This is a genomic window from Streptomyces sp. NPDC058231, assembly GCF_042882275.1.
In the GTDB taxonomy this organism is placed as follows: domain Bacteria; phylum Actinomycetota; class Actinomycetes; order Streptomycetales; family Streptomycetaceae; genus Streptomyces.
Genome location: NZ_JBHVWN010000068.1, coordinates 16,233 through 39,398 on the forward strand (window position 1 = coordinate 16,233; position 23,166 = coordinate 39,398).

Sequence of the window (23,166 nt, forward strand, 5' to 3'; positions counted from 1 at the left end):
TCTGCACGGTACCGAGGGGCGGGCCGCCCGGGCAGGTGCCCCAGGCCTGCGCCCGATGACCCGGCTCACCGGGCGCGAGTGGCTGTGAGTCGCCACCAGCTCCTCGCATGTCCGCTGGTCAGACCGGTGCACTCGAACGTAACCTTGCCGCGGTGACCAGCTGGACCAAGATCTACTCGGACGACTGCACGCCCCCTGCCGACCGCAGCCTGGACGAGCTGACGACCGAACTGGCCGCCTGTCTCAAGGACCCCGACCCACGGATTCGCGACGGCCACCCCTAGCGGGTGCTGGGAACGTGGATCGAGCGAGATGTCATCCAGGTCGAACGCCGGGTGGCGCTCGGCGACGAGATGGCGCGCCGGTTCGACGATCCGCAGATCGAAGCACGCACATCCGCGGCGCTGGTACTGGGCATGATCGTCAGCCGCGGCGATTTCCGTCACAACAGCTCGATGCCTTTACCCGCTGGTATCCGGCAGAGCCGGATCTGCGAGGGCGCGACGCCCGGCTGGGCTGGCTGCACGCGGCAGCTCACGGTGCGGACCTGCTCGGCACCTTCGGCTGCCACCCCCAGGTCGATCCGGCTGCCATGCTCGATCTGGCATCCGCGCGACTGCTCACGCCCACCGATTACCTCTTCGCCCAGCGTGAGAACGAGCGACTCCCCGACGCGATCGAGCGGACGCTCACCCACCCGCAGATCACAGCGGAACAGTCCACTCACTGGATGACCTCCATCGACGCGGTCGTCCACGCCCTGCCCCCGGGTGTCCCCACACCGCCTCACGTGTCGAAAACCCTGCACACCCTGCGGGCTCTCTACGTCCTCACCGGCCTCGACCGCCCCCACCCAGGCCGCCCCGCCCACCTGGAAGCCCGTCAGGCAACGGCTCGCCCGGACTTTGCGCAGCAGCACCTGAGAACGCCCTCCGGCCGCAGCGGGAGAGCTACCGCGCCCAGGTCGATTCGACGCCAATCGAATGACGCTGCGCTCAGGTCGCGGCACGGAAACGACGCGATGATGATCGGCATGGTCACGCTCGATCGGCGCGACGCAGAACGTTGGGTCACGTCCGTCCGGATACCGGAAAATCTCTCCGTGACGTGGATAAGGCCGCGCGGTACCCCAGCGAGGGCGAACATTGCGCCGTGGACGAACGGACCGTGACCCCTCCGGCGTCCGAAGCGGCCGCGCTGTTCGTACCGAGCCTGGCCGCCTCACTCGCGGCCGCCCTTGACCAGCGGAGACCCCGGCAAGAATGATCAGGAAACGTGGGGGCGCAGCTCTATGTGCTCACTGCTCGACGAGGTGTCACCGGAGCATCGTCGGGTCAGTAGCCGTACCCGAAAATCCGCGCAATGAAGTATGCGGCAAAGATGATCGATCCCAGCACGATGAGTCCTGCCCATAGGGCAGGGTGTTCCCAGATCCCTCCGTCTGCGCGTTCCTGATGGGCTTCACTGATGGAGCCCTCGGCGGGTGGTGTCTCCCCTGGAGGATTCAACGCTATAGCCATACTCGTATTTTCCCTCCGTCGCACCCTTTCCGCATTGCGCTCCGGGCAGTGGTCTTCGCGTTACGGAGGGTCGGAGACAGTGTCGTGGTGCTTCACCAAAGGCTGTCCCGAACTGCTGGCTGCGCTGCGGGCACTGAGTCGAGTCGACCGGCGCGTGGACGAGGCGACGGGCCGGCGTCGGCGGTTCTCCTCGGGGATCCTGCCGCCGCTGTGCCGCAAGTCCCCGAAGATCGCCGAGGTGCTGCCGCCGCTCTACCCGCACGGCCTGTCGTCTCGCTGCTCCGTGCCCGCGATGGAGCGGTTCCTCGGCTCCTCCGCCCGACTTTCCCCGGCCACGACCACCCGGCTGACGGACCAATCGCAGGACGACGAGGCAGCCTTTCAGGACCGCGACCTGTCCGAGACCGACCCGGTCTACATCCGGGTCGACGGCATCCACCTGCGGATACACCTGGACCAGGCGAAAGCCGCCGTCCTGGTCATGCTCGGGGTCCGCGCGGACGGCACGAAGGAGCTGGTGGCCATGGCCGACGGGTATCGCGGGTCCACCGAGGTGGCCTTGTTCACGAGAACCGGATCTGGCTCAGGTTGTGTGATCCGCTCACTGTGAGTGTCCACGGAACTCCCTGCGGTCCCTCGGGAAGTTGCCGCACAACGAGCACGGGGAAGAGTAGCCGGGCCGACAGTTCGGGGCTGTGAACGAGGTCTTGCTCCGGCTGGAGGAGTTGCCGTTCCCGTCAATATCGCGGGCGTCGGCCGGACCCGATCAAAGTCAATACTCAAACTGAGCCTTGACCTTGACCCACGGGTCAAGGCTTAGCGTCCGGCTATGAATGCGACTCATCGTCTTGTGCGCCTTGCCCGCCGCCCGGCTGGATTGCCGACCCCGGACGACTTCACCCTGGCACAGGCCCCCATCCCCCATCCTGAGGTCGGCCAGGTACTCGTCCGCAATACCCATTTCCTCGTCTTCCCGGGCCTGCGCACCCTCATCGGAGGCGAGACCCGCGATGTCCCGCTGCCGCCGCTGCACCCTGGCGACACCTTGTTCGGCCCCGCGATCGGCGAGGTGGTCGACGGGCCGCTGGAGAAGGGTCAGCTGGTGCTGCACCTTCAAGGCTGGCGGGAGTACGCGACGCCCGCCGTTGCCGAGTGCAGGCCGCTGGACGGCACCCTGCCCGACCCGGTGGCCCACCTCGCCCAGGGCTCAGCAGCGTACGGCGCGCTGACCCGGTTGGCCGGGGTCCAAGAGGGCGACACCGTATTCGTGACCGGCGCCGCCGGCGCTGTGGGCACCCTGGCGGGCCAGATCGCCCGGCTGTTGGGTGCCGCCCGGGTAATCGGCAGCACAGGCTCACCGGACAAGGCCCGGCGGCTTGAGCGGGAACTCGGCTACGACGCTACCGTGCTGCGCGAAGCGGCCCCGATCGACAGGCAGCTCGCCGAGGTAGCGCCGGACGGCATCGACGTCGTCCTGGACACCGTGGGCGGCGAACAACTGACGGCCGCCGTCCACGCAGCGAACCGGGGCGCCCGGTTCGCCCTGGTGGGCGCGCTGGACGGTCAGCTTTCCCCAGACCGAGCAGGCGGGAGCGCGCCGACTGTGCTCGACACGTACCGGTTGCTGACCAGGGGCATCACGATCGCAGGCTACAACGGCGTGGACCACCCGGATGTCGAGGCGGAGTGGGAGGCCCGCTTCGGGGACTGGCTGCGGGCGGGCGACATCCAATTCCCGTACACCCTGGTCCGCGGAATGGAGCGCGCCCCGGGTGCGTTGCCCCAACTGATCGCCGGCCGCTCCTTCGGGGCGGCAATCGTGGAGCTGTAGGACAGGGCGGAGCGGGCATGCGGATCGGCGAGGCAGCGGCGGCAGCCGGCACCACACCGCGCGCTCTGCGGCTGTACGAGGCCCGCGGCCTGCTTCGACCCCCGCCGCGTACCCCGTCCGGTCAACGTGAGTACGGCCCCGCCGAGGTGGCCCGCGTCCGCGTCATTCGCACCCTTCTGGCTCTGGGCCTCACCCTCGAGGACCTCCGCCGCCGCGCCCACCGCCTGGACCTCCTCGTCCAGGACCCGTCGGCGTGCTGTGGCAGCCGCCCCGGCGAGTTCAGCGACGTCGTGGCCGATCGCCTGGCAACCCTGGACGCGGAGATCGCACGCCTCACACACCTACGGCAGGGCCTCGCCGCGGCCGCAGGCGGGCCGCACGATGACCCGGCATCGCCGACCACCCACAACGGCAGCGTTCCCGGACCTGAGCTTGAGTGTTGATCTCCGACCGGTGGGGATGGCGCTCGTGGTTTCAAGTCTGCCGCTCATACGCGACGTCGGATGCAGCCCCCTTCGAGGGCAATGTCACCACGCGTGCGAACCCGAGTACGCCACCCGCAAGGGCCGCCACTACGGGACCGTTCTCGTGGACGTCGAAACCCGCCGGCCCGCCGGCCTGCTGCCCGACCGGGATTCGTCGACCTGGCCGCCTGGCTGGCCCAGCGGCCCGGGATCGAGGTCGTCTGCCGGGATCGCGCGCCGTTCTCCGCCGATCATGCCACCGTGTCCTGCCGGCATGATCGAAACACTCCCCGGGGCGGGATGGGGCCGACCGGATTCGAACCGGCGTCCTCCCACATGCGGTGAAGGCGCGACAACCACTGCGCTACGAGCCCCATCCCGCTCGCGATCGTACGAGCCACCCGCACTCCATCGCTCCGAATTCGTCCAGGACGATGGATCACTCAGCGTGGCCACACCACAGAACCTGAGCCAGAACCGGTTCTCATGACGAAAGCCGGCACGGCTCGCCCCTTCATCGTCTGCCGCAGGTGGTGCGGCTACGCGCCGACTCCCATTCCTCCGCTCACGACGAGGTTGTCTCCTGTGATGTAGCTGGAGGCATCGGAGGCGAGGAAGGCCACGGCCTCGGCGATGTCGGCGGGCAGGCCCACCCGTCCGAGGGGGATGCCCGCCCTCCAGGACTCCAGGGTTTCCCGGGAGATACCCCGACGGCTGTAGGCCGGAGTGTCGATCGTGCCCGGACTGACGGCGTTGACCCGGATCCGGCGCGGCGCCAGTTCCAGGGCTGCTGCCCGCATCAACGGCAGCAGCGAGCCCTTGGCAGCCACCATGGCGGGTGCTCCGATACCGGTGCCGGCACCGATCGTGAAGATGACGGACGCGCCGTCGTTGAGCAGGGGAAGGGCCTTCTGCAGGGTGAAGAAGTTGCCCTTGACGTTGATGTCGAAGAGCGCGTCGAAGTCGGCTTCCTCAGTGTCCGCCAACGGCTTCACCCGCGAGATCCCGGCATTGAGGAAGAGCACGTCGAGTGCACCGAATCGTTCCCGGGCCTCGCCGATGGCGTGATCGATGTCGGCCAGGGAGCAGGCGTCGGCGCGTACCACCGCGATCTCCGCCGGAAGACTCTTCTTCGCCTCGGCAACACTCTCGCGCCCGGTGACCATCACGCGGTAGCCGCGTTCGAGGAGAAGCTCGGCGGTCGCCCTGCCGATCCCGCTGGTTCCACCGGTGATCAGAGCTGCGGGTGCGGACATACTGTTTCTCCTTGCTTGCACTACATGAAGCGGACGCAGACGCCCGTGTGCGGCGCACGCCACGTGAGGCGTCGGGGCTGGTGAGCCGTGCAGTCCCGGGGCGATGAGCTAATGCCTCCACGCTAGGAACCTGTGGCGGCCCCCGTCCAAAGCCCATGCCGCAAGAGGGCATACACCTAGGGCATAACCAAAGGTCAACATCATGTTCGAAGAGAGGTGTCGGACGTACGGGGGGGTACGCTGCAGGCGTGCCAGACGCAACTCCCCCGGCGGATATCGATCTTCGACTACTGCGTTACTTCGTCGCCCTCGCTGAGCACCGGACCTTCACCCGCGCCGCCGATGCCCTTCACCTCACCCAGCCGTCCCTGAGCCGGCAGATCCGCCGCCTGGAGCAGCAGCTGGGAGCCCGACTGCTGGACCGCACCCCCCACGGCAGTCGACTCACCGCAGCAGGCGAGGTCCTCCTGCCCCACGCCCAAACGCTGCTGAGCACCGCTGCCAGAGCCACCGCTCTCACCCGGGCCGCGGCCGAGCCCACCCGCATCACCATCGGCTACACCACGAACATCATCATTACCCCCGCGGTACGCGAGCTGCGCCGTCGGCATCCGGACGCCGACGTGAACACCGCGCACCTCTCGTGGCATGAGGTGCGCCCCGCCCTGCTGGACGGCCGCGTGGACGCCGTGGTCACCCGGCTGCCGCTGCAGACCGCAAAGCTGCACGTGACCGTCCTCTACGACGAACCGCGCGTGCTGGTGGTCCCCCTCGACCACCGCCTGGCAGGCAGAGAATCCGTCGCTCTCGCCGATTTCACCGACGAGCCCCTGATCCGCGCAAGCGACCCGGCCCGGGACGCCTTCTGGCGCATCGACCCCCGCCCCGACGGCAGCCGCGCCCCCGACGGCCCCCTGGTCGAGGACCTGGAGGACAAGCTCGAACTGATCGCTTCCGGACGGGCCGTGGCCATCGTGCCGGCTCTGGACGGCCGCATCCGCCCGTACCTCACCACCGTCCCCCTGCGCGATGTCGAACCCAGCCACGTCGTACTGGCCGTACGCTCCGAGGCCGAGGACCGCAACCGACTCCTTGCCGGGTTCCGTACCCTCGCCCAAGCCCTCCTCACCGGCCCCGTCCCGGCCGACCCGACGGTCACCGAGCCATCCTGAGCCGGCGACGGACCGTTGCCGGCTCTCCAGACGCCGCCGGGAGTCCGGGAGTTCGTGGCTCTGGTCGCCATCCGCTGGGCGCCGGACACGCCGGGGCTCCGCGACCGGGAGCCGAGCTGCCGCGACCAGGTCGAAGCGTTGAACGCCGCCGCCCTCGAAATCCTCGCCTCCGGCGGACCCGCCAAGCAGATCCGCAACACCGCCCGGACCGATCTGGAGCGGCAGAACCGGCACTGAGCTGCAAGCCGACATCGACAAGTCTTCTGTTGCTCCGCTGAGTCGTCCTTCAACAAGGCTGACGCTTCCCTAGAGGGGGATCTGTCAGTGGGCGAGGGCACACTGGCGCAATGAGCACCCCTTGGTCCGCCTCAGCCGTCAATTCTGATGCCACACCTGTCTGGGTGGAGTCGATGGGCGGCCCTTTGATCGTCATTGCCGTCTCCGCGCTGGCTTCGTGGCGCGGATGCACGGAGACCGGTGCCATCGTGGGGGACGCAACCGCTCCAGACGATTACGACCGCGCCTGTGCGGTGGACGAACTGGCCGGCGTGATCGCCGTCGGTGGCAGCGGCGCGCAGGCACTGGTACTGGCGGATGAGCCGGCCACCAGCTGCTACCTGCCCGAGCATCGAGCCTTCCTGCGCCGACTCGCAGCCGACTCCGAGGACGGGCTGAAGGCAGCAGCCGAGGCTGTCCTCGCGGACCCCGCCACCGAATGGGAGGAGTGCGGCACATGGGTGTCGGACGGCCCGGCCGTGCTCATGGACTCCGCAGAGGCGGGAGCCGGGTTGAGCGTCGAATATCCCGGTGGTGGGGTGCCCGCTCAGGCCGCGGTCCCCCTGACCGCGGGCCGCTGGAGGATTCGCGCCGTCCACACCGAGGCGGATGAGGAGAACTGGGTCGGCTTGGTGCAACTTCTCTCCGTCGACGCCTGACCCCGGCAGTCGCCTCGGACGAGCGCGGTCACGTGCGGCACGCAAGGTTGCGCAGGTGGGCGATGCCGAGCATCGCGTGGTGGACGCCATTGTCTCTCGGTCGCAGTCGTGAAGTGTCGTCCAGGTCTTCATCCGCGCGCAGGCGTGCTCGATGCGGGCGCGAACACGGTCAAGGCTGGGAACCTGTGCGCGAGTCGCGCGGCTTTCGTCCCGATGATCTCGTCGCCGTGTCAGGCGGCCCGTCCTGCTGTCCGATCCGGCGGATCTCCTCCAGCGGGTAGGGGGTTGCCCGGCTCTTCTGCTGGAATCTGCGATAGAAGCCCCCCATCACTGCGGCGACCGGGGCATGCCGGACGAGGACTGCTGCGACCGCCGCTGGAGTCTCCCCCGGTGGTGTCCCCTGGGCACAGCTGCGCACGAACTCCTTTCGTTCTTCCGGTTCGTAACCGTGCAGAGCGACGGCCAACCAGTTCACCAGATACGTGGCGGCGTAGCACCGGTCGTAGGTAAGGTGCTGGTCGAAGAAGGCGGACTCGCCCTGTGTGAGCTCGAAGCGGGAGGAGATCGCGAGGCCGTAGTCGGCGAAGAACAGTCGGCTGCCGTCGGTCAGGATGTTCTCGAAGTGCGCGTCGAAGTGCAGCAGCCCACGGGCGTTCATGAACGAGATGCCGGCTTGCAGCTCGTTGTCCACCATCGTGCATGCCCGCCCGGCCGCCTCGTCACCGGCCCCGATCTGAACGCCGAACCAGTCGTGCAGGGTCTGCGGGATGTACTCGAGGAACAGCATGAGGCTCGCCGTGGACTGTTGGAGGGCCTCGATCCGCCGGCGTACCCCCGGTCCGTCTCCCCAGTGGGCGACAGCTCGTTCCACATCGGCCAGTTCCTCGGGAAGTGGCCGGCCGGAGTCTGGCAACACCCGCCAGTGGTACATCAGGGGGAAACCCTCGTAGTCCCCCGCGATCACCCAGTTCGTCGTCATGGTGTGCACGGCCAGCTCACGCCATGCTCCGAACCCCGGGCTTCCGATGGCGCCGATGCCGTACTGGCAGAAGACCGGCAGAACGAAAAGATTCGCTGTGGAGTGAATGTTCTCCGGTCGTCGTTCCAGATCGGTCAGGCGTACCTGCTTGACGAAGACCGGGGTTCCGTCGACCTCCAGCAGTACCGACTTCCCGCCGATGCCGGAACCGATCGGTGTGGCGGCTGCCACGAGCTCCTGCAGGCTGCGATCACTGCATAGCGCCAGCGATGTGGAAACGGCGCCGTGAGCGGCCAGACGAGCACCGCGGGACATGTCAGGGCTCTTCACCTATGCCTCCTGCCTGGCGCCCGCCTCTCGTGCACCCAACTCAACCAACACCCGGGCAGGAGCTGCCGCAACCCTCTCACGTCGCGGGAAATGATCGCTCTCGGTGCCCTGACGGCTGTCGCAGCGCCCCAGCGACATCAATTCACATCAACCTGGAGCACGAACGACCCTCGTGAGCGACTCGCGAGTTCGCCTCGAACGACGTCCCTGGAAAGTGACACAGCAAGTGGTTGAGGTGTGCGGGTCGGGCGCCTGTCGCGGGGCCACCGCCGCGACGCGGTACGGGCCTTGAAACGGCTTGGGCGGTGCTCGCGCGGTGAGCGCGGGCACCGCCCGGAGCGACGTCGAGGGCGAGGAAAGCGAAAGAACTTGATTTCAGAGAGGAATGGAGAAGGAAGCCCCTTCATGGCCTCGCCGCGGCCAACGCTAGCACTCAGCCCGGGATCAAGTCGCGCAGATTTTCGCGGGTGATGACCCGCGAGTTCGGGTGCAGTCCCTCGGGACGTTCGAGACCGATGTACGTCACTGGCTCGTCCGGGGCCGGCCCGCCGTCCCACAGCTCCACGGCCGTCGTGTCGCCAGGCATCAGATCGATCAGATAGCGCACCGTCAGATGCTCGCGCTCCACGACGGCGCGCACCACCTTGGACACCGACACCTGGTTCTCCTCGACGCGGTTGGCCGACGAGATACCCCTCAGATACAGGTGCAGCCACTTCGCACGCCACCGGCCGTCGTCCTCGCGCCGGAACACCAGCGGCAGCGCCACGCGACCCGCCCCGCGAAGCTCGGACTTCATACGCACCGTGCTCGGCTCGAACGGCCGGCCCTTCTGCTCGCCGTCGCGCAGCATGAAACCGAAGAACGACTCCTCGGTCTTCTCGAAGCTCTCGCCGGCGAAGATGTTGACCTGCGGAACGATGAATGCGCTGCGTACTCGGTCGAGGGAGAGGTTGATGAATTCCGATGCCCCGTCGGGTGCTTCGGTGACGTCGCCCGAGTGTTCACCCCCGACAGCCGTGAGGGATGTGTAGGAGAGCCAGGAATCGGTGCTGTAGTCGGTGTGGAGAAGCAGCGCCGAGAGGTCGTAGTCGGTCCGGTCCTCGGTCTCCTTCCAGTACACGAAGAAGCGCAGTTGTTCGCCGTCGACCGCCGAGACCGAGCCTCGCGGCAGTACACCGAGCCCGGATGCGGTCGCCCTGCCGGTGAGCGGGAGCGCGACGTCGAGGACGTCGGGGTCGAGCAGCAACCGACCCGGTGCCGGGAGTCTGCGGCGCATCTCTGCGTCGAGGGCGGCGATCAGACGATCGCGGTCGGCGGCGGGGACCGGTGACCGGTCGTCGGGGGTGACCCAGCCGCGACCTCGGCGATTGATGAAGATTCGGGGTCGGTCGGTCTCCCGCTCGCGGTTCTGGAAGTGCTCGCGGACCGACAGCACGAGGCGGCCTGAGACCTGGGGAGCGACCCGCACCGCGGCGGCCACCACCGCGTCCCGCTCCTCCTGGTCGGCGGCGATGCGCAACAGGAGGTCCAAGGCACGGAACAGCTTGCCGGGAGCGGAGCTCAGCAGCCGTACCGCACCGAGGACGTCGAACTCGTCGAGCAGCCTCTCGACACGGCTGTCGAACGACCGGGCCTCCTGCTCGCCCCGCGCCACGGCGAACACATCGGCGGCGTGCGGCCACCGCGGGTACTCGTGCGGGTGGAGACGCTCTCCGAGCCGCTTGAATGGCTCGCGGTGCGCGTGCACATCGGCCAACTTGGCGGGGTTCGCCGCGACCACGGCGTCGAGGCCCGCGAGCAGTGCACGGCGGACCGGCCGCGAGAGTGCCCGAAAGCGTGTCGGCTGCTGCAGCGTCAGGTCACCGCCCGACAGCGCGCAGGCCAGCCGTAGCACATCAGTGACGGTGTCCAGCAGGAGGTCCGCACCGACGGCGAGACGGGCCTCGTTGACGACCGCCCGGTTCTCCCGGACCGGGATCGACTCCGGCTGAGGGCCGAGCACGCACCGCTCGGCGAGAGTCCTGAGGTCGCGCAGGTGGTCCTCGCCCAGTGGCGTCGTGCTGCCTGCCAAGGCCAGGTACAGGTCCGTGAGTTCGTCCTCCAGGCCCCGCCCGAGGTGCAGGACGGTCACCCGGTCGCCCGCCGAGGCGATCAGCTCGTCCTGCGCCGCGAGCATCTCCTCGTAGGTGTGCTGGTACCGGCCGTACGTGGGGAGGCTGAGCAGGTCCAGTACCCCGTGTGCCAGCTGCGTCAGCACGTTCTCGCGCGACCTGTCGTCGCTGAGGGCCGTCGTCACGCACCGAACCCAGAACTCCTCGGTGCCCGGCACATTCGCCGGAAAGTCGATGAAGTACGAGTTGTGCTGGACGTGGTCACCCACCATCTCGCTCACGGTGCGCAGCGTCCGCTCGGCGGTGCGCACGACCGTGGCCTCGGACAATCCCGACAGCCGCTCCAGCAGCTCCGCCGAGAGTTTGTAGCCCACGGACGTCAGTGCCGCGTCGAACTGTCGAGCTGCGGTGACTCCTTGACCGGGGGAACCTTCGGGGACGGAGAGGCGATGGGTGTGCCGGATGACCAACGATTCGAGACTGTGCGTCATTCGGGGATGATCGCAGAGGTGTGCGAACCGGCGCACAGGGGTTTTTGCACGCGCACCGACGCCGTGATCACAACGTCCACGGCGAGTCCATCTCGACGCGTCCGGACAGTGGCCGGCAACATCTGCCCCGTCAGCGGGCGTTCGGATAGCCCACGCCCGTAGCAGGAATGCACCCGGCGGGCTCTCGCCCGGCAACTCGGGCGGCGAGGCGGCGGCCCGCAGGCCACCGCGACCACCACGAGCGCCTCCGCGGTGAAGTCCACCCGCTCCGACCGCACATCGGCGGAACTCCGGTCGGAGCCGCTTTAGGGAAGTGTCCGCAGGGCTGGGGTCAGTGACTGGTGAGTTCACCGGTGAGCTTGCAATGAAGCTCGGCGCTGGGATCGTTCAGGCCGATGATCTGCACCCTCTTGCCGCGCTGGGCGTACTTGGTCTCGATGACGTCCAGGGCGGCCACCGAGGAGGCGTCCCAGATGTGGGCCGCGCTGAGGTCGATGACGACCTCGTCGGGGTCGGTGGCGTAGTCGAACCGGCCGACGAGGTCGTTCGAGGAGGCGAAGAACAGCTCACCGGTCACGGAGTAGACCACCGTGGTGCCGTCGGGGTCGGTGATCGCGGTGACGTCGGCCAGGTGGGCTACGCGCTTGGCGAAGACGACCATCGCGGTGATCGAGCCGACGACCACGCCGATGGCCAGGTTGTGGGTGGCGACCACGCAGATCACGGTGATGACCATGACGGCGATCTCGCCGGCGGGCATCCGCCTCAGCGTCTTCGGGGCGATGGAGTGCCAGTCGAAGGTCGCGAACGACACCATGACCATGACGGCGACCAGAGCGGCCATCGGAATGTCGGAGACGACCGGACCGAAGACGACGCACAGCATCATCAGGAACACGCCCGCGAGAAACGTGGAGAGACGGGTGCGGGCACCGGACACCTTCACGTTGATCATGCCACCTCGCCTTGCGGGACGGGCAGACCTGACCGCACCGCGGTGGCGGTCAGGTCCAGTTGCACAAGACACCGACAGCGCTGACGCTCCATTCTGTGTTGCGTCGTCACGCCACTTGAGGGCCCGCGCCAGGAGTGCCTTGATCCCGGTGAAGCCCGCGCCATCCGGCCGAATCATCACCCCGGACCAGCCGCCGACGCTGCTCATGGGGCAGCACCGCTGCTCGGCTGGGCGGCGTCGCAATCACGGGACCACGCCATACACGAGCCGCTCCTCGTCCGGCGGCCGCCGTGCGGCAGGATGAGGCCATGAGCGTAGTCAAGATCAACGTACTGACCGTCCCCGCCGAGCAGCGTGAGACGCTGGAGAAGCGCTTCGCGTCCCGCGCCCATGCGGTGGAGGGTTCCGACGGGTTCGAGTGGTTCGAACTCCTCCGCCCCGTCGAAGGCACCGACAGCTACCTCGTCTACACGCGGTGGCGTGACGAGGACTCCTTCCAAGCCTGGATGGAGGGCCCTATGAAGGCCGCCCACCAGGGCAGTGACGCCCAGAGCGACGAACGTCCCAAGCCGGCTGCGACCAGGTCAACACTGTGGTCCTTCGAGGTCGTGCAGCAAGCGGCGCCGGCAAGCGCGTAGGCAGGTGGTCGCGGGAAGGCGTCGGCATCGCAGGTGAGCCCTTTGCCGCCCAGCACTGCCAGATGTGCGGATGCGCGTCGGCCGACCCGCGAGATCCCTGCATTCCTGCGACTCGAAGTGCTCCGCGGCGGACCGTCTCCTGCCACGAGGTCCCCCGTCGGGCCATGACGGCGGTCGGACCATTCGGGACTCAGGCCCGTAGCCGAACATCGGTCCGGCTACGGCCGGATCCCCGCCGGCTCCGGACGCACCGTGCCTCCGGAGCAGAGCGCTCCGGAGGCACGGCACCGAAAGGGAGCCGGCCGGTGTCGATATCGGAATCGCAGGTCAGCCGCGCTCTTCTCCCCCTTACGTGTGTCGCTCAGAAGGGCCGTTCCGCCGCCTGTGACGTTCTCTCAGGAATCCAGCGGCTCGTAGTCGAACCAGTCGAAGTGAACGGTGCCGGTCGAGGCGTACATCCCGATGACCCGACCGGTGAAGCCGCCGGCGACCTCGGTGGACAGGTACCGGCCCTCAAGCTGGGCGAGCTCAACGATGGTGCCGTCCGGTTCCTCGATGCCGAAGGAGAGGGTGTCCGGACCGCTGCGTGCATCGGTCGGGTTCCGAGTGGCGGACACCTCCACCCTGAGTACCTGAGGTCCGACGGGGAGCGAACGGGACGTCACCACGGTGCGCAGCGGGCCGATGCGGGCGATCACGCGTACCTCGCCGGACACCGCCTCGATGTCGTAGTGGTGGCGCTCGTCCAGGCGGACGGCCAGGCCGCCACTGCCTTCGGCCGGGTCCAGCAGGGTGCGTGCCCGGCACGACAGGTGCTGCTGACGCCGGCCGACGAACGTCACGTCGGGGGCGTCGAGTGAGGTGCCGCGGGCTCGCAGGCTCAGCCAGCCGGCGCGTTCCTTCGTGGTGCAGTCGTCCGCTGAACGGTGTCGCGGAGAGATCCAGCGCGGGTCGAGCACGCTGAGGTCGAAGTCGTCCCGGACCGGCACGGCGGCAGTCGGCTGAAGAGGCCATGGGGGTGCGGGGATGGCGGGTGACACTTCGCCGATGACCGGCCAGTCGTCGACCCAGTGCACGGGGGCCAGGAACGTCTCCCGACCGAGCACGTGCCAACCGGGTGTGCCGCCGAGCGGCCGGACTCCGAGCAGCACCATCCACCAGGACTCGTCCGGGCCCTGGACGAGGTCCGCATGGCCGGTGTTCTGGATCGGGTGGTCGGTGCCACGATGCGTGAGGACAGGGTTGGCCGGGCAGGGCTCGAACGGGCCGTTGGGCGTACGTCCGCGGGCGATCGAGACTCCGTGGCACCGCTCTGTGCCGCCCTCGGCGATGAGCAGGTACCAGTAGTCGCCGATCCGGTACAGGTGCGGCGCTTCCGGTGCCTTGGCGCCGGGGGTTCCGGACCAGAGCCGACGCGGCGGGCCGAAGCACTCCCCCGTGTACGGATCGATGCGGATCTGTTCCATGCCTGCGGTGGTGCACCAGCAGTTGCCGTCCTCGTCCCAGACCAGGTCCGGGTCGATGCCCTTGACGCCGGGCAGGCTGATCGGGTCGGACCAGGGGCCGGCCGGGTCCGTGGCGGTGAACAGCAGATTGCCGCCATCGCTCACGTTCGTCGTGATCAGCCAGAACCGGCCCTCGTGGTGGCGCAGCGTAGGGGCGTAGATCCCACGGGAGGAGGCCGTCTCCACCGGAAGGCTCAATTGCGACGGACGTTCCAGGGCGTTGCCGATCTGGGTCCAGTGCACCAGGTCACGGCTGTGGAAGAGGGGGACACCGGGGAAGTATTCGAAGCTGGAGCAGGCAAGGTAGTAGTCCTCGCCCACGCGGCAGACGCTGGGATCGGGGTGGAACCCGGAAATCACGGGATTGCTGATGTTCCCACCCGTCTCGGGCACGCTCGACAAGGCGAATCCTTTCATCGGTCCGGCCACATCACGCAGTTGCTGGTCACGGGTCTGGGTGCCCAAGGGTCAACCATCGGCGGCCAGGGTGCTGTTGAGCTACCGCGATCAAGTTTGCCTGTACGGTCTGCCGCGCGGCGCCGCCCGGCATGGCTGATCCGATCGAGGCGGCGTTCATCTGGTACGAGTACACCGTAGGGGTGGCCGAGGATCGCGTGTAAGGCGGTGCGGGAGAGGGTGACGAGGCATCGTGGGCGTTGTCCTTGTCATCGGTGACGGCGGTGGGAACGACGGCGGCGCGTTGGTGGACCCGCTGGTCACGGCAGGGTCCGACCTCCACCGCGACGGCTTCCTGCTCGGCTGGAAGTGGTGGAAACACTCCAAGACCGGCTCGTGATCGTTGTACCTGACAGGACCTCTGCTTGCGTGCGTCCCGGCGCAGACTTGCAGGGCGTGGTGGCCCCGTCGGCCGCCGCGTCCCTGCCCCGGCCTACCCAAGGACCGCCACCGTGAACGAGCGCGTTCTCACTCCCCGCAATCGGGGTTTTCTCTTTCTCGACTCCCACCCTGCGGGGTGCGGGCAGTTGGTGGCCGACATGTGGAAGGCATGCCCGGCCCCTGTCGGCGTGCCGGAGGACGACGGGCCGGTGGCGCTGGTCATCGGTTCCTCTGCCGGCTACGGTCTAGCGGCCACCCTCGCCGGACTCAAGCGCGCCGGTATTCGGGGTATCGGTGTGTCCTTCGAGAAGGCCCCCACGGTGCGGCGTACCGCGACGGCGGGCTGGTACCGCACCGCCGCCACCGCTGACATCGCCCGCGCTGCCGGGCGGGACATGGTCTTCCTCAATGGCGACGCGTTCTCCGACTCGATGAAGGACCAGGTCGCCGACCTCATCGAGCAGCGCTTCGGCGGCCGGCTGGACTACTTGATCTACTCGGTGGCCGCGCCCCGTCGTACCGACCCCGACACCGGCACCCCCTACGCCTCGGTCCTCAAGCCGATCGGCCAGGCGAATCGCACCAAGACCCTGGTCTTCGACGACGAGGGTGCTCCTGAGGTCCGCGAGGTGGAGACCGGGCCGGCGGAGGGCGACGACGTGGAGCAGACCGTGGCCGTGATGGGCGGCGCGGACTGGGAACGCTGGATCGACCACCTCGCCGGGCGCGGACTGCTCGCCGACAAGTTCGCCACCGCCGCGCTGTCCTACATCGGTTCGTCGCTGACGGCGGCGATCTACCGGCAGGGCACCATCGGTGCGGCCAAGGCCCACCTGGAAGCCACCGCGCGCACCTTGAACGAGCGGCTCGACAAGCTGGTGGGCGGGCGGGCCGTGACCTCCGTCAACGGTGCCGCCGTCACCCAGTCCTCCACCGCGATCCCCGGTATCGCCTTGTACACCGGTCTGTTGCGCGGCGTCCTCGGGGACGGTCTCGTCCCGCCGATCCATCAACTCGCCGTCCTGTGGGACCAGCTCACCGGTGCCGTCCCGCTCGCCCTGGACGACGAGGGCCGTATCCGTCTGGACACCTTCGAACTGACCGACGACGTCCAGGCGACCGTTGCCGAACGCTGGGAGACCGCCACCACGGCGACCATCGCCGACCTGGCCGACCTCGACTGGTTCCGCACTGAGGTCCGACGCCTCTACGGGTTCTCCGTGCCCGGCATCGACTACACAGCCCCGGTCGCCACCGATGTCCCCTGGCCTGCCCACGCCCCCTGACACCTGCCCGGGGAAGAGCCAGGGTGAAGGCCCCGCGCGGCTTCAGGCCTCATCGGGAGCGTTCTTGCCGTGCAGGGGCCGCAGCCCGCTGGGCAGGGTGTGGTGGTCCCGGCCCGCTCAGGAAACGGCGAACACACACATGGCTGCCAGGCACCGCAGATGCCTGGCAGCCGTGCGTGAACCGGGCTCAGACCGCACCGGCACGAAGCTCGGGTAGCGTCGTTGTCGTCAACGGACGGGGCTCGCGGCCCGTATCGACGAGGACCACGTCGCACGTCGCCGTGTGGATGAGTGCGCTGGTGAAACTGCCGTCGGCGAACTGGGCGACCGGGCCTCGCGGGGAGCGCCCGACCGCCACGGTGCGCGCGCCCGCCTCGGCGGCGTGGTGGGCGAGGTCCCGGCCGGCCGCAGCATGGTCGCCCACGCTGTGCAAAATCTGTCCGGTGGCCGTGATGCCGTATGCGGCGACCCGGTCGAGGTGGGCGATGACCGCAGCACGCGCCTGGTCGGTGGTCTCGGTGTCCGTCGCCTGTTCCGCGACGACGGCTGTCTCCTGGACGTGAACGACTTCCAGCGGGCTGCCTGTGGCAGCGGCGAGGTGTGCCGCGGCGTCCACGATGACGGCCGCCTGATCGTGGGAGCCGACTGCGACGATCACCGGTGCCGCGCCCGGGGGGACCGGAGTGCCGACGGCCGTGAGCGTCGGCGTCAACGGCTCGCTGTCGGCTGCCTGCGTCTCCGCCTGGCGCAGCATGCGGTGGCCGGTGGCGAGAACGGGGATGGCGAGAACGAAGGCGGCGGCGCCGACGTAAAAGGGGAGGCTGAGACCGGCCGCGTCAGCGAGTTTGCCTGCGACGTACGGTGCGATGCCGCCGCCGATGAAGCGCAGGAAGCCGTAGGCGGAGGAGGCCACGGGCCGCTCCACCGGGGCGACGAGCATGACCGCTTGCGTGGTGAGTGTGTTGTTGATGCCGATACACGCGCCGCTGACGATGACGGCGACGACGACGACGGTCGGTGTCTGCACGCACGCCGCGATCACCGCCATGATCACGCCCAGGGCGGCGAGGTTGGCGTAGAGCACGGGGGCGGTGCCGAACCGGGCTTGCAGACGCGGGGCGCCGAACACGCTGAAGAGTGCCACGAGCAGACCCCAGCCGGTGAAGACCAGGCCGAGTTGGAGTGCGTCGAGCTCCATGGGGTAGGGCGCGTAGCCCAGCATCGTGAAGAAGCCCCAGTTGTACATCAGGGCCACGATGCCCATCGTGAGCAGACTGCGGTGGCGCAACGCCTTCAGCGGGGCGATGGGTGAGGTGACGCGCTCCGGTTTCGGCGTGGCGGGCACGAGGACGACGGTCGCGATCAGCGCGATCGCCATCAGGGCGGCGACGCCGAAGAAGGGGCCGCGCCAGCTGACGTCACCGAGCAGGCCACCCAGCAGAGGGCCTACGGCGATTCCCAGGCCCAGTGCGGTTTCGTACAGGATGATCGCCCCGCCGAAGCCGCCGCTGGCAGAGGCGACGATCACGGCGAGGGACGTTGCGATGAACATCGCGTTGCCCAGTCCCCAGCCGGCCCGGAAGCCGACGATTCCGTCGATGGATCCGGTGCAGCCGGCCGACGCGGCGAAGACGACGATCACGGCGAGGCCGATGACCAGGGTCAGTTTGGCGCCGATCCGGCTCGATATCCAGCCGACGAAGATCATGGCGACGGCCGTGACGATGAGGTAGCTGCTGAACAGCAGCGAGACCTGGCTGGGCGAAGCGTGCAGGCTACCGGCCAGAGCCGGGAGGATGGGGTCCACCAGGCCGATGCCCATGAACGAGATGACGCAGGCGAATGCCACGGCCCACACAGCCTTCGGCTGGCGGAAGGGGCTTGCCACCTTTTCGTGCGATGCGCTCATTACCGCTTCTTTCTCCAGTCGTGTCGTGAGGAAGCAGGTGCCGGGGCGGTGGCTCAGCGGTGGTTCTGCTGGTCGTGAATCGCTCTCGCCAGCGCCGGGAGCGCGATCTTCACTGCGTTCTGCTCGGCCTCGGGCAATGCCTCGATGAGCCGCTGCAGGGCCTGTGCGCGTTCGGCGCGGCGTTCGCGGAACACCTCCGTCCCGTGATCGGTGGCCGTCACCAGCACCCCCCGGCCATCGGCCTGGTCCGGATCGCGTCGGACCAGGCCCGCGCGCTCCATACGTGTCACCAGCTGGGTCATGTTGGGCTGGGAGACGTTCTCCGCCCGGGCCAGCTCGGTCAGTCGCTGCGGGCCTTCCTGCCCCAGCCGGTTGAGAGCGGAAGACGCCGCGGTGCTCAGACCACCGCTCGTGGTCCCCCGGCGCACGTAACGGACCATCTGCTCGACGGCAGCCATCAGCTCGCCCGGGGAACCCGCGGAAGAGTCCATAACCTGCTTATGCATAAGCGCATTATCCACTCCAGGTGTGCCATACATCAATACCCCTACGCACCAACCTGGCCTCGGTGTCCTAGCTCAGATACCAGCCGCAAAGTAGCGGGGGATCATGCACTGGCGGCCTTCTCGTCGTGTTCGCGCAGCATCCGCATGACGGTGGCGGGTGAGGGGTGCCGGCCCTTCTTTGTGCCGGTGGTGATGACGAGCCGCTTGGCGATGTCGCGCAGGCTCATCTCGTGGTTGCGCAGGTGGAGGGCCATAGACAGCATGTCCTCGTCGGTGACGCCCGCGCCGCCGATGGTCTTGCCGCGCCTGCGGGCGGACTCGTGGCCTTCGAGGGTGCGGTCGCGGAGGTACTCGCGCTCCATCCCCGACATGGCCGCCAGCACGGTGAACACGATGTCGGACGGATCATGCGAGCCCTTCAGCTCTCCGGTGAGGAACTCCAGCCCGACGTCGCTCGCCTTGAGCTCCTCGGCGAGCATGGCGAGTTCGATGCCGCGGCCGAGCCGTTTGTGCTCGTGGACGACGAGGACGACGGCGACGCCGGAGGAGCGGATCTCCCCGGCGAGCTTCACGGCGGCCTCCAGCTCGGGACGCCGGACGGCGCGGGTGGAGATCTTCTCTGAGAAGACCCGGGTGACCCCGGCCTCGGCGAGGGAGTCGAGCTGCGCGTCGAGGGACTGCCGGGCGGTCGAGGCTCGGGCGTAGCCGAGGCGGACGTGTCCGACCGGTGTCGAGCCGGCGCTCGCGGGCCGGGGCCGCTCGGTCCACACCGAGCCGGGCTTGCGCACGGCCGGGGTCGGGGCGCTCAAGACCTTGGCGAGTTGGGGCACGAGGCGGAAGCGGGCGGTGTGGTATTGGATGGCCACCTTGCCCTTGCCGGTCCGGCACGGGGAGCCGGCGGGGGCGGCGCAGGTGGACATCGGGCAGTCGCGCGATTCCACGCGCTTGAAGTCGTCGTCGTTCACGACCCCGACTGTTTCATGAGGGTGTTTCAGGCGACCAGTCGTTTGCAACAACTCATGAAACATGATCTCCGCAGGTGGACCGCTGGGCGGGATGGTGTTTCACGAGTGACCGTCTATGAAACACTCGGTCCGGTAGATGAGGGATTGGCCGTCGTTGAGGATCCGATCGAGGACGAAGGCGAGCGGGCCAGTGTCGTCAGGCGCGAAGGCGCAAGCGATGGCCCGGGTAAGCGCCGGGTAGCGGTCGGCATCGCAGGCGAGTAGTTCGCCGGGGATACGGCTCCACTCGCGGTTGTGGAACTCGTCGAGGTCAAGGTGCCACTGGGTGAGGAATGCCGTGTACATCCAAGAGGTCCTGGAGCGCCGTCCTACGCAACGTCAGGTCGTGTCATCAGCGGCGACCGCACGTGCAGTTCCAGGCTGGGGCCGGTCATGGGCAGGGTGCTCCAGGTCGCCGTCGCGGTTCCCGCGTCGGCGTCGACGGCCAGCCGAACGCGGTGCGGGGTGGTGATGACGTATAGATCGGCGACGTAGGTGCTGCCCTGCCAGGCGCCGGCCGCGACGATCGGCCGGCCGAGCGGGGCGCTCTCCCGCCAGTTGCCGTGGCCGACCTCGATATCGAGGAGCGACTCGAATCGTACGAGCCATCCGCCGTCGGTGGGATCGACGGTGACCGTCGTTCCGTCGGGCAGGGCCGACCTCTCGGCCGAGGCGTCGAGTTTCGCGCTGACCGCACGCCCCGGGGCGGCCGAACCCAGCACCGGCTGCAGCGACAGTCGCTGCAGCCGATCAGCGAGGATCGCGTCGTCCTGGGTGCTTCCCGCGTGACCCACGCCGGGCAGCAGGCACTCCCAAACTGCGTCGAGCACGTCCTGGGACTCTCCTTGGGCGGTCACGGCGACGACGAGATCGTGGGACGGGACGACCACACACTGCTGCGCATAGGAGCCATGGCCGTGGTAGCCGTGACGTGACATCCAGAACTGATAGCCGTAGCCGTAAGAGAAGTCCGCCTGGTCAGATCCGTCCAGGATCCACTCGCTGTCGATGTGCCGACTGGTCGCCAGCTCCACCCAACCGCGTGGGACGAGTTGTTGGTCGCCCCACATGCCTCCGCGCCGCAGCAGTTCACCGAAGGCGGCGACGCCCTCGGTCGTCACGTGCAGTCCGTGGAATCCGAAGGCGGCGCCACTGGCCACCCGGTCCCACTCGGCGTGGTCGATGCCCATCGGCGTAAACAGGCGCACGTCGAGGAACTCCGGAAGACCGCGGCCCGTGACCCGCTCCACCATCCGGGCCAGGATGTAGGTGGTCGAGTTGTCGTAGACGTGCCGCGTTCCCTCGGCCGCGGCGAACGGCAGGCTCAGGAAGCCCTTCACCAAGTCGTCGGGTTCCCGCTCCCACGCCTCGGCGAGACTGTCGGTGGGGTGCCCGGACGTCATGGACAGCAGGTGGTGAACGGTGATGCGGCGACCCTGCTCCGAGACGTCGGCCGGGACGCGGTCGGGCAGCACGTCCACCACACGGTCGTCCAGCGAGAGCAGCCCGTCGCCGATCGCGAGTCCCACTGCGATCGACGTGAACGACTTGGTCAGCGAGTAGAGAAGGTGCGGGCGTTCGGCCGAGTACGGCGCCCACCAGCCTTCGGCCACGACGTGACCGCGGTGCACGACCATAATGGAGTGGCTCTCGCCTGATCGCGCTTCGAGCCTGTCCAGCATCGCGGAGATCGAACGGGACGATATCCCCGAGGCGGCAGGCGCCGAACGGGGAAGCAGGGTGCGGTGAGACGGCATTCCGGCTTTCTAGCACATCCACACGGATCCGGGTTCGACACACGGGTTCGGCCAGGATCTGTTGCACCAGCAGGGTGTTGACGTGCACGAGCGCCGACTGCAGCAGGTGCAGGGCGAGCATCGAGGTCTCGGCGTGTTCCTTGTCCGGGCCGGTCAGGGCGCCGTCCTTGCCGTAGTGGAGCACAGCGTTCGCGCTGTTCCAGTTCCGGAGTAGATGCAGACGTTCTTCCGCTCCACGTGCCAGTAGATCATCACGCCGTTGCCGCCATAACGGGCGTGGTAATCGGTCATGAAGTTCGAGGACCAGGACCCGAACTTCTTCGAGTCCGATGCGCACGCCGTGCCTCGACCCCACCACGTGGTATCGCGGGCGGCGAAGGTGGCGTTCACCAGCTTCGTCACAGCGGCACGGAGGTTGTCGACCGTGATGAAGTGCCGGCGGACGTGCCGTAGCGCGGCGTCGGTCTCCCCGTGCTCGCCGGTGGCCACGATCGCGCGGATGCCCATGTTCGTGCCCGGGGCGAAGAGCGCCAGCAGGAGGCGGCGCTGGAGGACGTCACGGTCGATGCGCTCGTACGCGGCCACCGAGGAGAATTCCTCGGTGAACCCGGTGAGGAAGTCGGCGTTCTTCAGCACGTCCAGGAGGTCGAGGACGCCCCAGCGCCGTGCGACCTCCTCCTTGGGGGCTTGAAGACCGGTGGGCCCGGCCAGCGGCTCCAGCTTCGGCACGGTGATCCAGGGCTCGCCCTTGCGGGTGGTGACCTTCACCCCGCCCGCCGAACCGTCCGCGAGCGCACCGGACAGCCGGTCCAGGCCCGCGATCATGCGCTTCTTCAAGTCCGCGATGAACGCCCTCGGGTTCAGCGGCTGGCGGATCGCAGCGTAGTGCACGGCGCGGGTGGCCTCGAAGTCGCCGGGCAGGTCGTCCTCCGGGTTACGCCAGCGAGCCGCGCCCTCGACATAGATCTCGCGGCGGCGGACCGCGTCCCGTAGCGCGACCAGGACGCACAGCTCGTACGGGATGCGCTCAACCTTGCCCTTGTCGTCGACGACCGCCTCGCGCCAGTCCTTCGGTGATCTCTGCCTGGCGCGAGGAGCACAGCGCCGCGAGCAGGGTGGTCCGTACGTCCTCCGCCGTGCCGCGGAAGTCCGAGGGGTACATCTTGATCGCCCGTGCACGCCACGCGGCCACCAGCTTCTCCGAGCAGTCCGCGAACAGCCCCTCGGGCAGACCGAGCTTGCGCACGTCGTTGAGCTTGGTGATCTCCGTCAGCAGGGAGTCCAGGCCGACCGCGCCCGGGTCGCGCTTGAGCGCGGCCAACAGGGTGGCACCCGCCTCGTTGTCCTCGGCTACCAGGGACAGCAGCCGGGCCTGCCTGCCTCGCCCAGGCGGCCGATCGTCCGGGTGCAGAACGTCTTCTCCCACTTGCCCCGCGCCGCGACAAGTACCTTCTCGACCCGGGTACGACCCGGCGGCTCGATCTTCCGGGCTCGGCACTCAACCAGCAGGGCCTCGCGCTGCCGGTCCTCCACCAGCTCGACCGGACAGACCTCCACAGCCAGCCACTCGGCCGGCGCCTAGCCTCGCGCTTTCATGAAGCGGGCGGTCCGGCAGGTGATCAGGACAGCGAAAAGTGCCTCTGACCAGCAAGAATGAGGATTGTCGAGGTCCTTGTT

Annotated in this window: 22 protein-coding genes, 1 tRNA gene and 3 pseudogenes; 11 read left to right on the plus strand and 15 right to left on the minus strand. The window is 68.4% G+C overall.

What is annotated here, in order from left to right; all coding sequences use genetic code 11:
- Positions 1 to 152 precede the first annotated feature (152 nt).
- Both ACFVXE_RS31335 and ACFVXE_RS31340 read left to right on the plus strand, forming a co-directional pair.
- Complete coding sequence (locus ACFVXE_RS31335; RefSeq protein ID WP_389676271.1) at positions 153 to 284, plus strand: hypothetical protein; 132 nt, start codon at positions 153 to 155, stop codon at positions 282 to 284.
- Between the two features lie 14 nt (positions 285 to 298).
- Entirely contained in the window at positions 299 to 1,171 is an 873-nt protein-coding gene (locus ACFVXE_RS31340) for a DUF2785 domain-containing protein (protein ID WP_389676273.1), read from the plus strand.
- Positions 1,172 to 1,334: 163 nt separating this feature from the next.
- Here ACFVXE_RS31340 and ACFVXE_RS31345 read toward each other — a convergent pair whose 3' ends face one another.
- Positions 1,335 to 1,520, minus strand: a complete 186-nt coding sequence (locus ACFVXE_RS31345; RefSeq protein WP_389676275.1) for a DUF6480 family protein — start codon at positions 1,518 to 1,520, stop codon at positions 1,335 to 1,337.
- A 145-nt stretch (positions 1,521 to 1,665) separates the two neighbouring features.
- On the opposite strand from ACFVXE_RS31345, the pseudogene ACFVXE_RS31350 reads away from it, so the two are divergent.
- The 3 genes and pseudogenes from ACFVXE_RS31350 to ACFVXE_RS31360 form a co-directional block, all read left to right on the plus strand.
- Positions 1,666 to 2,073: pseudogene (locus tag ACFVXE_RS31350) on the plus strand (transposase); the annotation flags it as partial.
- Between the two features lie 276 nt (positions 2,074 to 2,349).
- Entirely contained in the window at positions 2,350 to 3,351 is a 1,002-nt protein-coding gene (locus ACFVXE_RS31355) for an MDR family NADP-dependent oxidoreductase (RefSeq protein ID WP_389676277.1), read from the plus strand.
- Between the two features lie 17 nt (positions 3,352 to 3,368).
- The gene (locus ACFVXE_RS31360; protein ID WP_389676278.1) at positions 3,369 to 3,794 is read left to right on the plus strand and encodes a MerR family transcriptional regulator; all 426 of its coding nucleotides are present in this window, start codon (positions 3,369 to 3,371) and stop codon (positions 3,792 to 3,794) included.
- Between the two features lie 322 nt (positions 3,795 to 4,116).
- On the opposite strand, the gene ACFVXE_RS31365 is transcribed toward ACFVXE_RS31360, so the two are convergent.
- Positions 4,117 to 4,190, minus strand: a tRNA-Ala gene (locus tag ACFVXE_RS31365).
- 164 nt (positions 4,191 to 4,354) lie between these two features.
- Complete coding sequence (locus tag ACFVXE_RS31370) at positions 4,355 to 5,071, minus strand: SDR family oxidoreductase (protein ID WP_389676280.1); 717 nt, start codon at positions 5,069 to 5,071, stop codon at positions 4,355 to 4,357.
- Positions 5,072 to 5,319: 248 nt separating this feature from the next.
- Between ACFVXE_RS31370 and ACFVXE_RS31375 the strand changes: the two genes are divergently transcribed.
- The 3 genes from ACFVXE_RS31375 (at position 5,320) to ACFVXE_RS31385 (ending at position 7,178) form a co-directional block, all read left to right on the plus strand.
- Positions 5,320 to 6,243, plus strand: a complete 924-nt coding sequence (locus ACFVXE_RS31375) for a LysR family transcriptional regulator (RefSeq protein ID WP_389676282.1) — start codon at positions 5,320 to 5,322, stop codon at positions 6,241 to 6,243.
- 54 nt (positions 6,244 to 6,297) lie between these two features.
- Positions 6,298 to 6,480, plus strand: a complete 183-nt coding sequence (locus ACFVXE_RS31380; RefSeq protein ID WP_389676284.1) for a hypothetical protein — start codon at positions 6,298 to 6,300, stop codon at positions 6,478 to 6,480.
- Positions 6,481 to 6,590: 110 nt separating this feature from the next.
- Positions 6,591 to 7,178: an Imm21 family immunity protein gene (locus tag ACFVXE_RS31385; RefSeq protein WP_389676286.1), complete on the plus strand. Its 588-nt coding sequence runs from the start codon at positions 6,591 to 6,593 to the stop codon at positions 7,176 to 7,178.
- Positions 7,179 to 7,347: 169 nt separating this feature from the next.
- Here the strand turns inward: ACFVXE_RS31385 and ACFVXE_RS31390 are convergent, their stop codons facing one another.
- From ACFVXE_RS31390 to ACFVXE_RS31400, 3 genes and pseudogenes are all read right to left on the minus strand, one after another.
- Positions 7,348 to 8,472, minus strand: coding sequence for a protein kinase family protein (locus ACFVXE_RS31390; RefSeq protein ID WP_389676303.1), 1,125 nt, complete (start codon positions 8,470 to 8,472; stop codon positions 7,348 to 7,350).
- Between the two features lie 448 nt (positions 8,473 to 8,920).
- Entirely contained in the window at positions 8,921 to 11,092 is a 2,172-nt protein-coding gene (locus ACFVXE_RS31395) for a hypothetical protein (RefSeq protein WP_389676287.1), read from the minus strand.
- 331 nt (positions 11,093 to 11,423) lie between these two features.
- Positions 11,424 to 12,047 (minus strand): annotated as a pseudogene (locus ACFVXE_RS31400) (SulP family inorganic anion transporter); the annotation flags it as partial.
- A 308-nt stretch (positions 12,048 to 12,355) separates the two neighbouring features.
- Here ACFVXE_RS31400 and ACFVXE_RS31405 point away from each other — a divergent pair.
- Entirely contained in the window at positions 12,356 to 12,685 is a 330-nt protein-coding gene (locus tag ACFVXE_RS31405; protein WP_389676288.1) for an antibiotic biosynthesis monooxygenase family protein, read from the plus strand.
- A gap of 395 nt (positions 12,686 to 13,080) precedes the next feature.
- Here the strand turns inward: ACFVXE_RS31405 and ACFVXE_RS31410 are convergent, their stop codons facing one another.
- On the minus strand, positions 13,081 to 14,607 hold the full coding sequence (locus ACFVXE_RS31410; RefSeq protein ID WP_389676305.1) for a glycoside hydrolase family 43 protein: 1,527 nt from the start codon (positions 14,605 to 14,607) through the stop codon (positions 13,081 to 13,083).
- Positions 14,608 to 14,839: 232 nt separating this feature from the next.
- Between ACFVXE_RS31410 and ACFVXE_RS31415 the strand changes: the two genes are divergently transcribed.
- Positions 14,840 to 14,986, plus strand: a complete 147-nt coding sequence (locus ACFVXE_RS31415; protein WP_389676289.1) for a hypothetical protein — start codon at positions 14,840 to 14,842, stop codon at positions 14,984 to 14,986.
- Between the two features lie 112 nt (positions 14,987 to 15,098).
- Complete coding sequence (fabV, locus tag ACFVXE_RS31420; protein WP_389676291.1) at positions 15,099 to 16,313, plus strand: enoyl-[acyl-carrier-protein] reductase FabV; 1,215 nt, start codon at positions 15,099 to 15,101, stop codon at positions 16,311 to 16,313.
- 187 nt (positions 16,314 to 16,500) lie between these two features.
- Here the strand turns inward: fabV and ACFVXE_RS31425 are convergent, their stop codons facing one another.
- The 8 genes and pseudogenes from ACFVXE_RS31425 to ACFVXE_RS31460 form a co-directional block, all read right to left on the minus strand.
- Positions 16,501 to 18,222 (minus strand): MFS transporter, encoded by a 1,722-nt coding sequence (locus ACFVXE_RS31425; RefSeq protein ID WP_389676293.1) that lies wholly within the window; start codon positions 18,220 to 18,222, stop codon positions 16,501 to 16,503.
- Positions 18,223 to 18,275: 53 nt separating this feature from the next.
- Complete coding sequence (locus ACFVXE_RS31430; RefSeq protein ID WP_389676294.1) at positions 18,276 to 18,728, minus strand: MarR family winged helix-turn-helix transcriptional regulator; 453 nt, start codon at positions 18,726 to 18,728, stop codon at positions 18,276 to 18,278.
- Positions 18,729 to 18,829: 101 nt separating this feature from the next.
- Positions 18,830 to 19,693 carry a recombinase family protein gene (locus ACFVXE_RS31435; RefSeq protein WP_389676296.1) on the minus strand — a complete coding sequence of 288 codons (864 nt, stop codon included), beginning with the start codon at positions 19,691 to 19,693 and terminating at the stop codon, positions 18,830 to 18,832.
- 99 nt (positions 19,694 to 19,792) lie between these two features.
- Positions 19,793 to 20,038 carry a hypothetical protein gene (locus ACFVXE_RS31440; RefSeq protein ID WP_389676297.1) on the minus strand — a complete coding sequence of 82 codons (246 nt, stop codon included), beginning with the start codon at positions 20,036 to 20,038 and terminating at the stop codon, positions 19,793 to 19,795.
- Between the two features lie 23 nt (positions 20,039 to 20,061).
- Complete coding sequence (locus ACFVXE_RS31445) at positions 20,062 to 21,414, minus strand: serine hydrolase domain-containing protein (protein WP_389676298.1); 1,353 nt, start codon at positions 21,412 to 21,414, stop codon at positions 20,062 to 20,064.
- 178 nt (positions 21,415 to 21,592) lie between these two features.
- Positions 21,593 to 21,673: pseudogene (locus ACFVXE_RS31450) on the minus strand (hypothetical protein); the annotation flags it as partial.
- Positions 21,643 to 22,380, minus strand: coding sequence for a Tn3 family transposase (locus tag ACFVXE_RS31455; RefSeq protein ID WP_389676300.1), 738 nt, complete (start codon positions 22,378 to 22,380; stop codon positions 21,643 to 21,645). The pseudogene ACFVXE_RS31450 and the gene ACFVXE_RS31455, both read right to left, overlap by 31 nt.
- Positions 22,381 to 22,516: 136 nt before the next feature.
- Positions 22,517 to 22,915, minus strand: a complete 399-nt coding sequence (locus tag ACFVXE_RS31460; protein ID WP_389676302.1) for a hypothetical protein — start codon at positions 22,913 to 22,915, stop codon at positions 22,517 to 22,519.
- Positions 22,916 to 23,166: the final 251 nt, after the last annotated feature.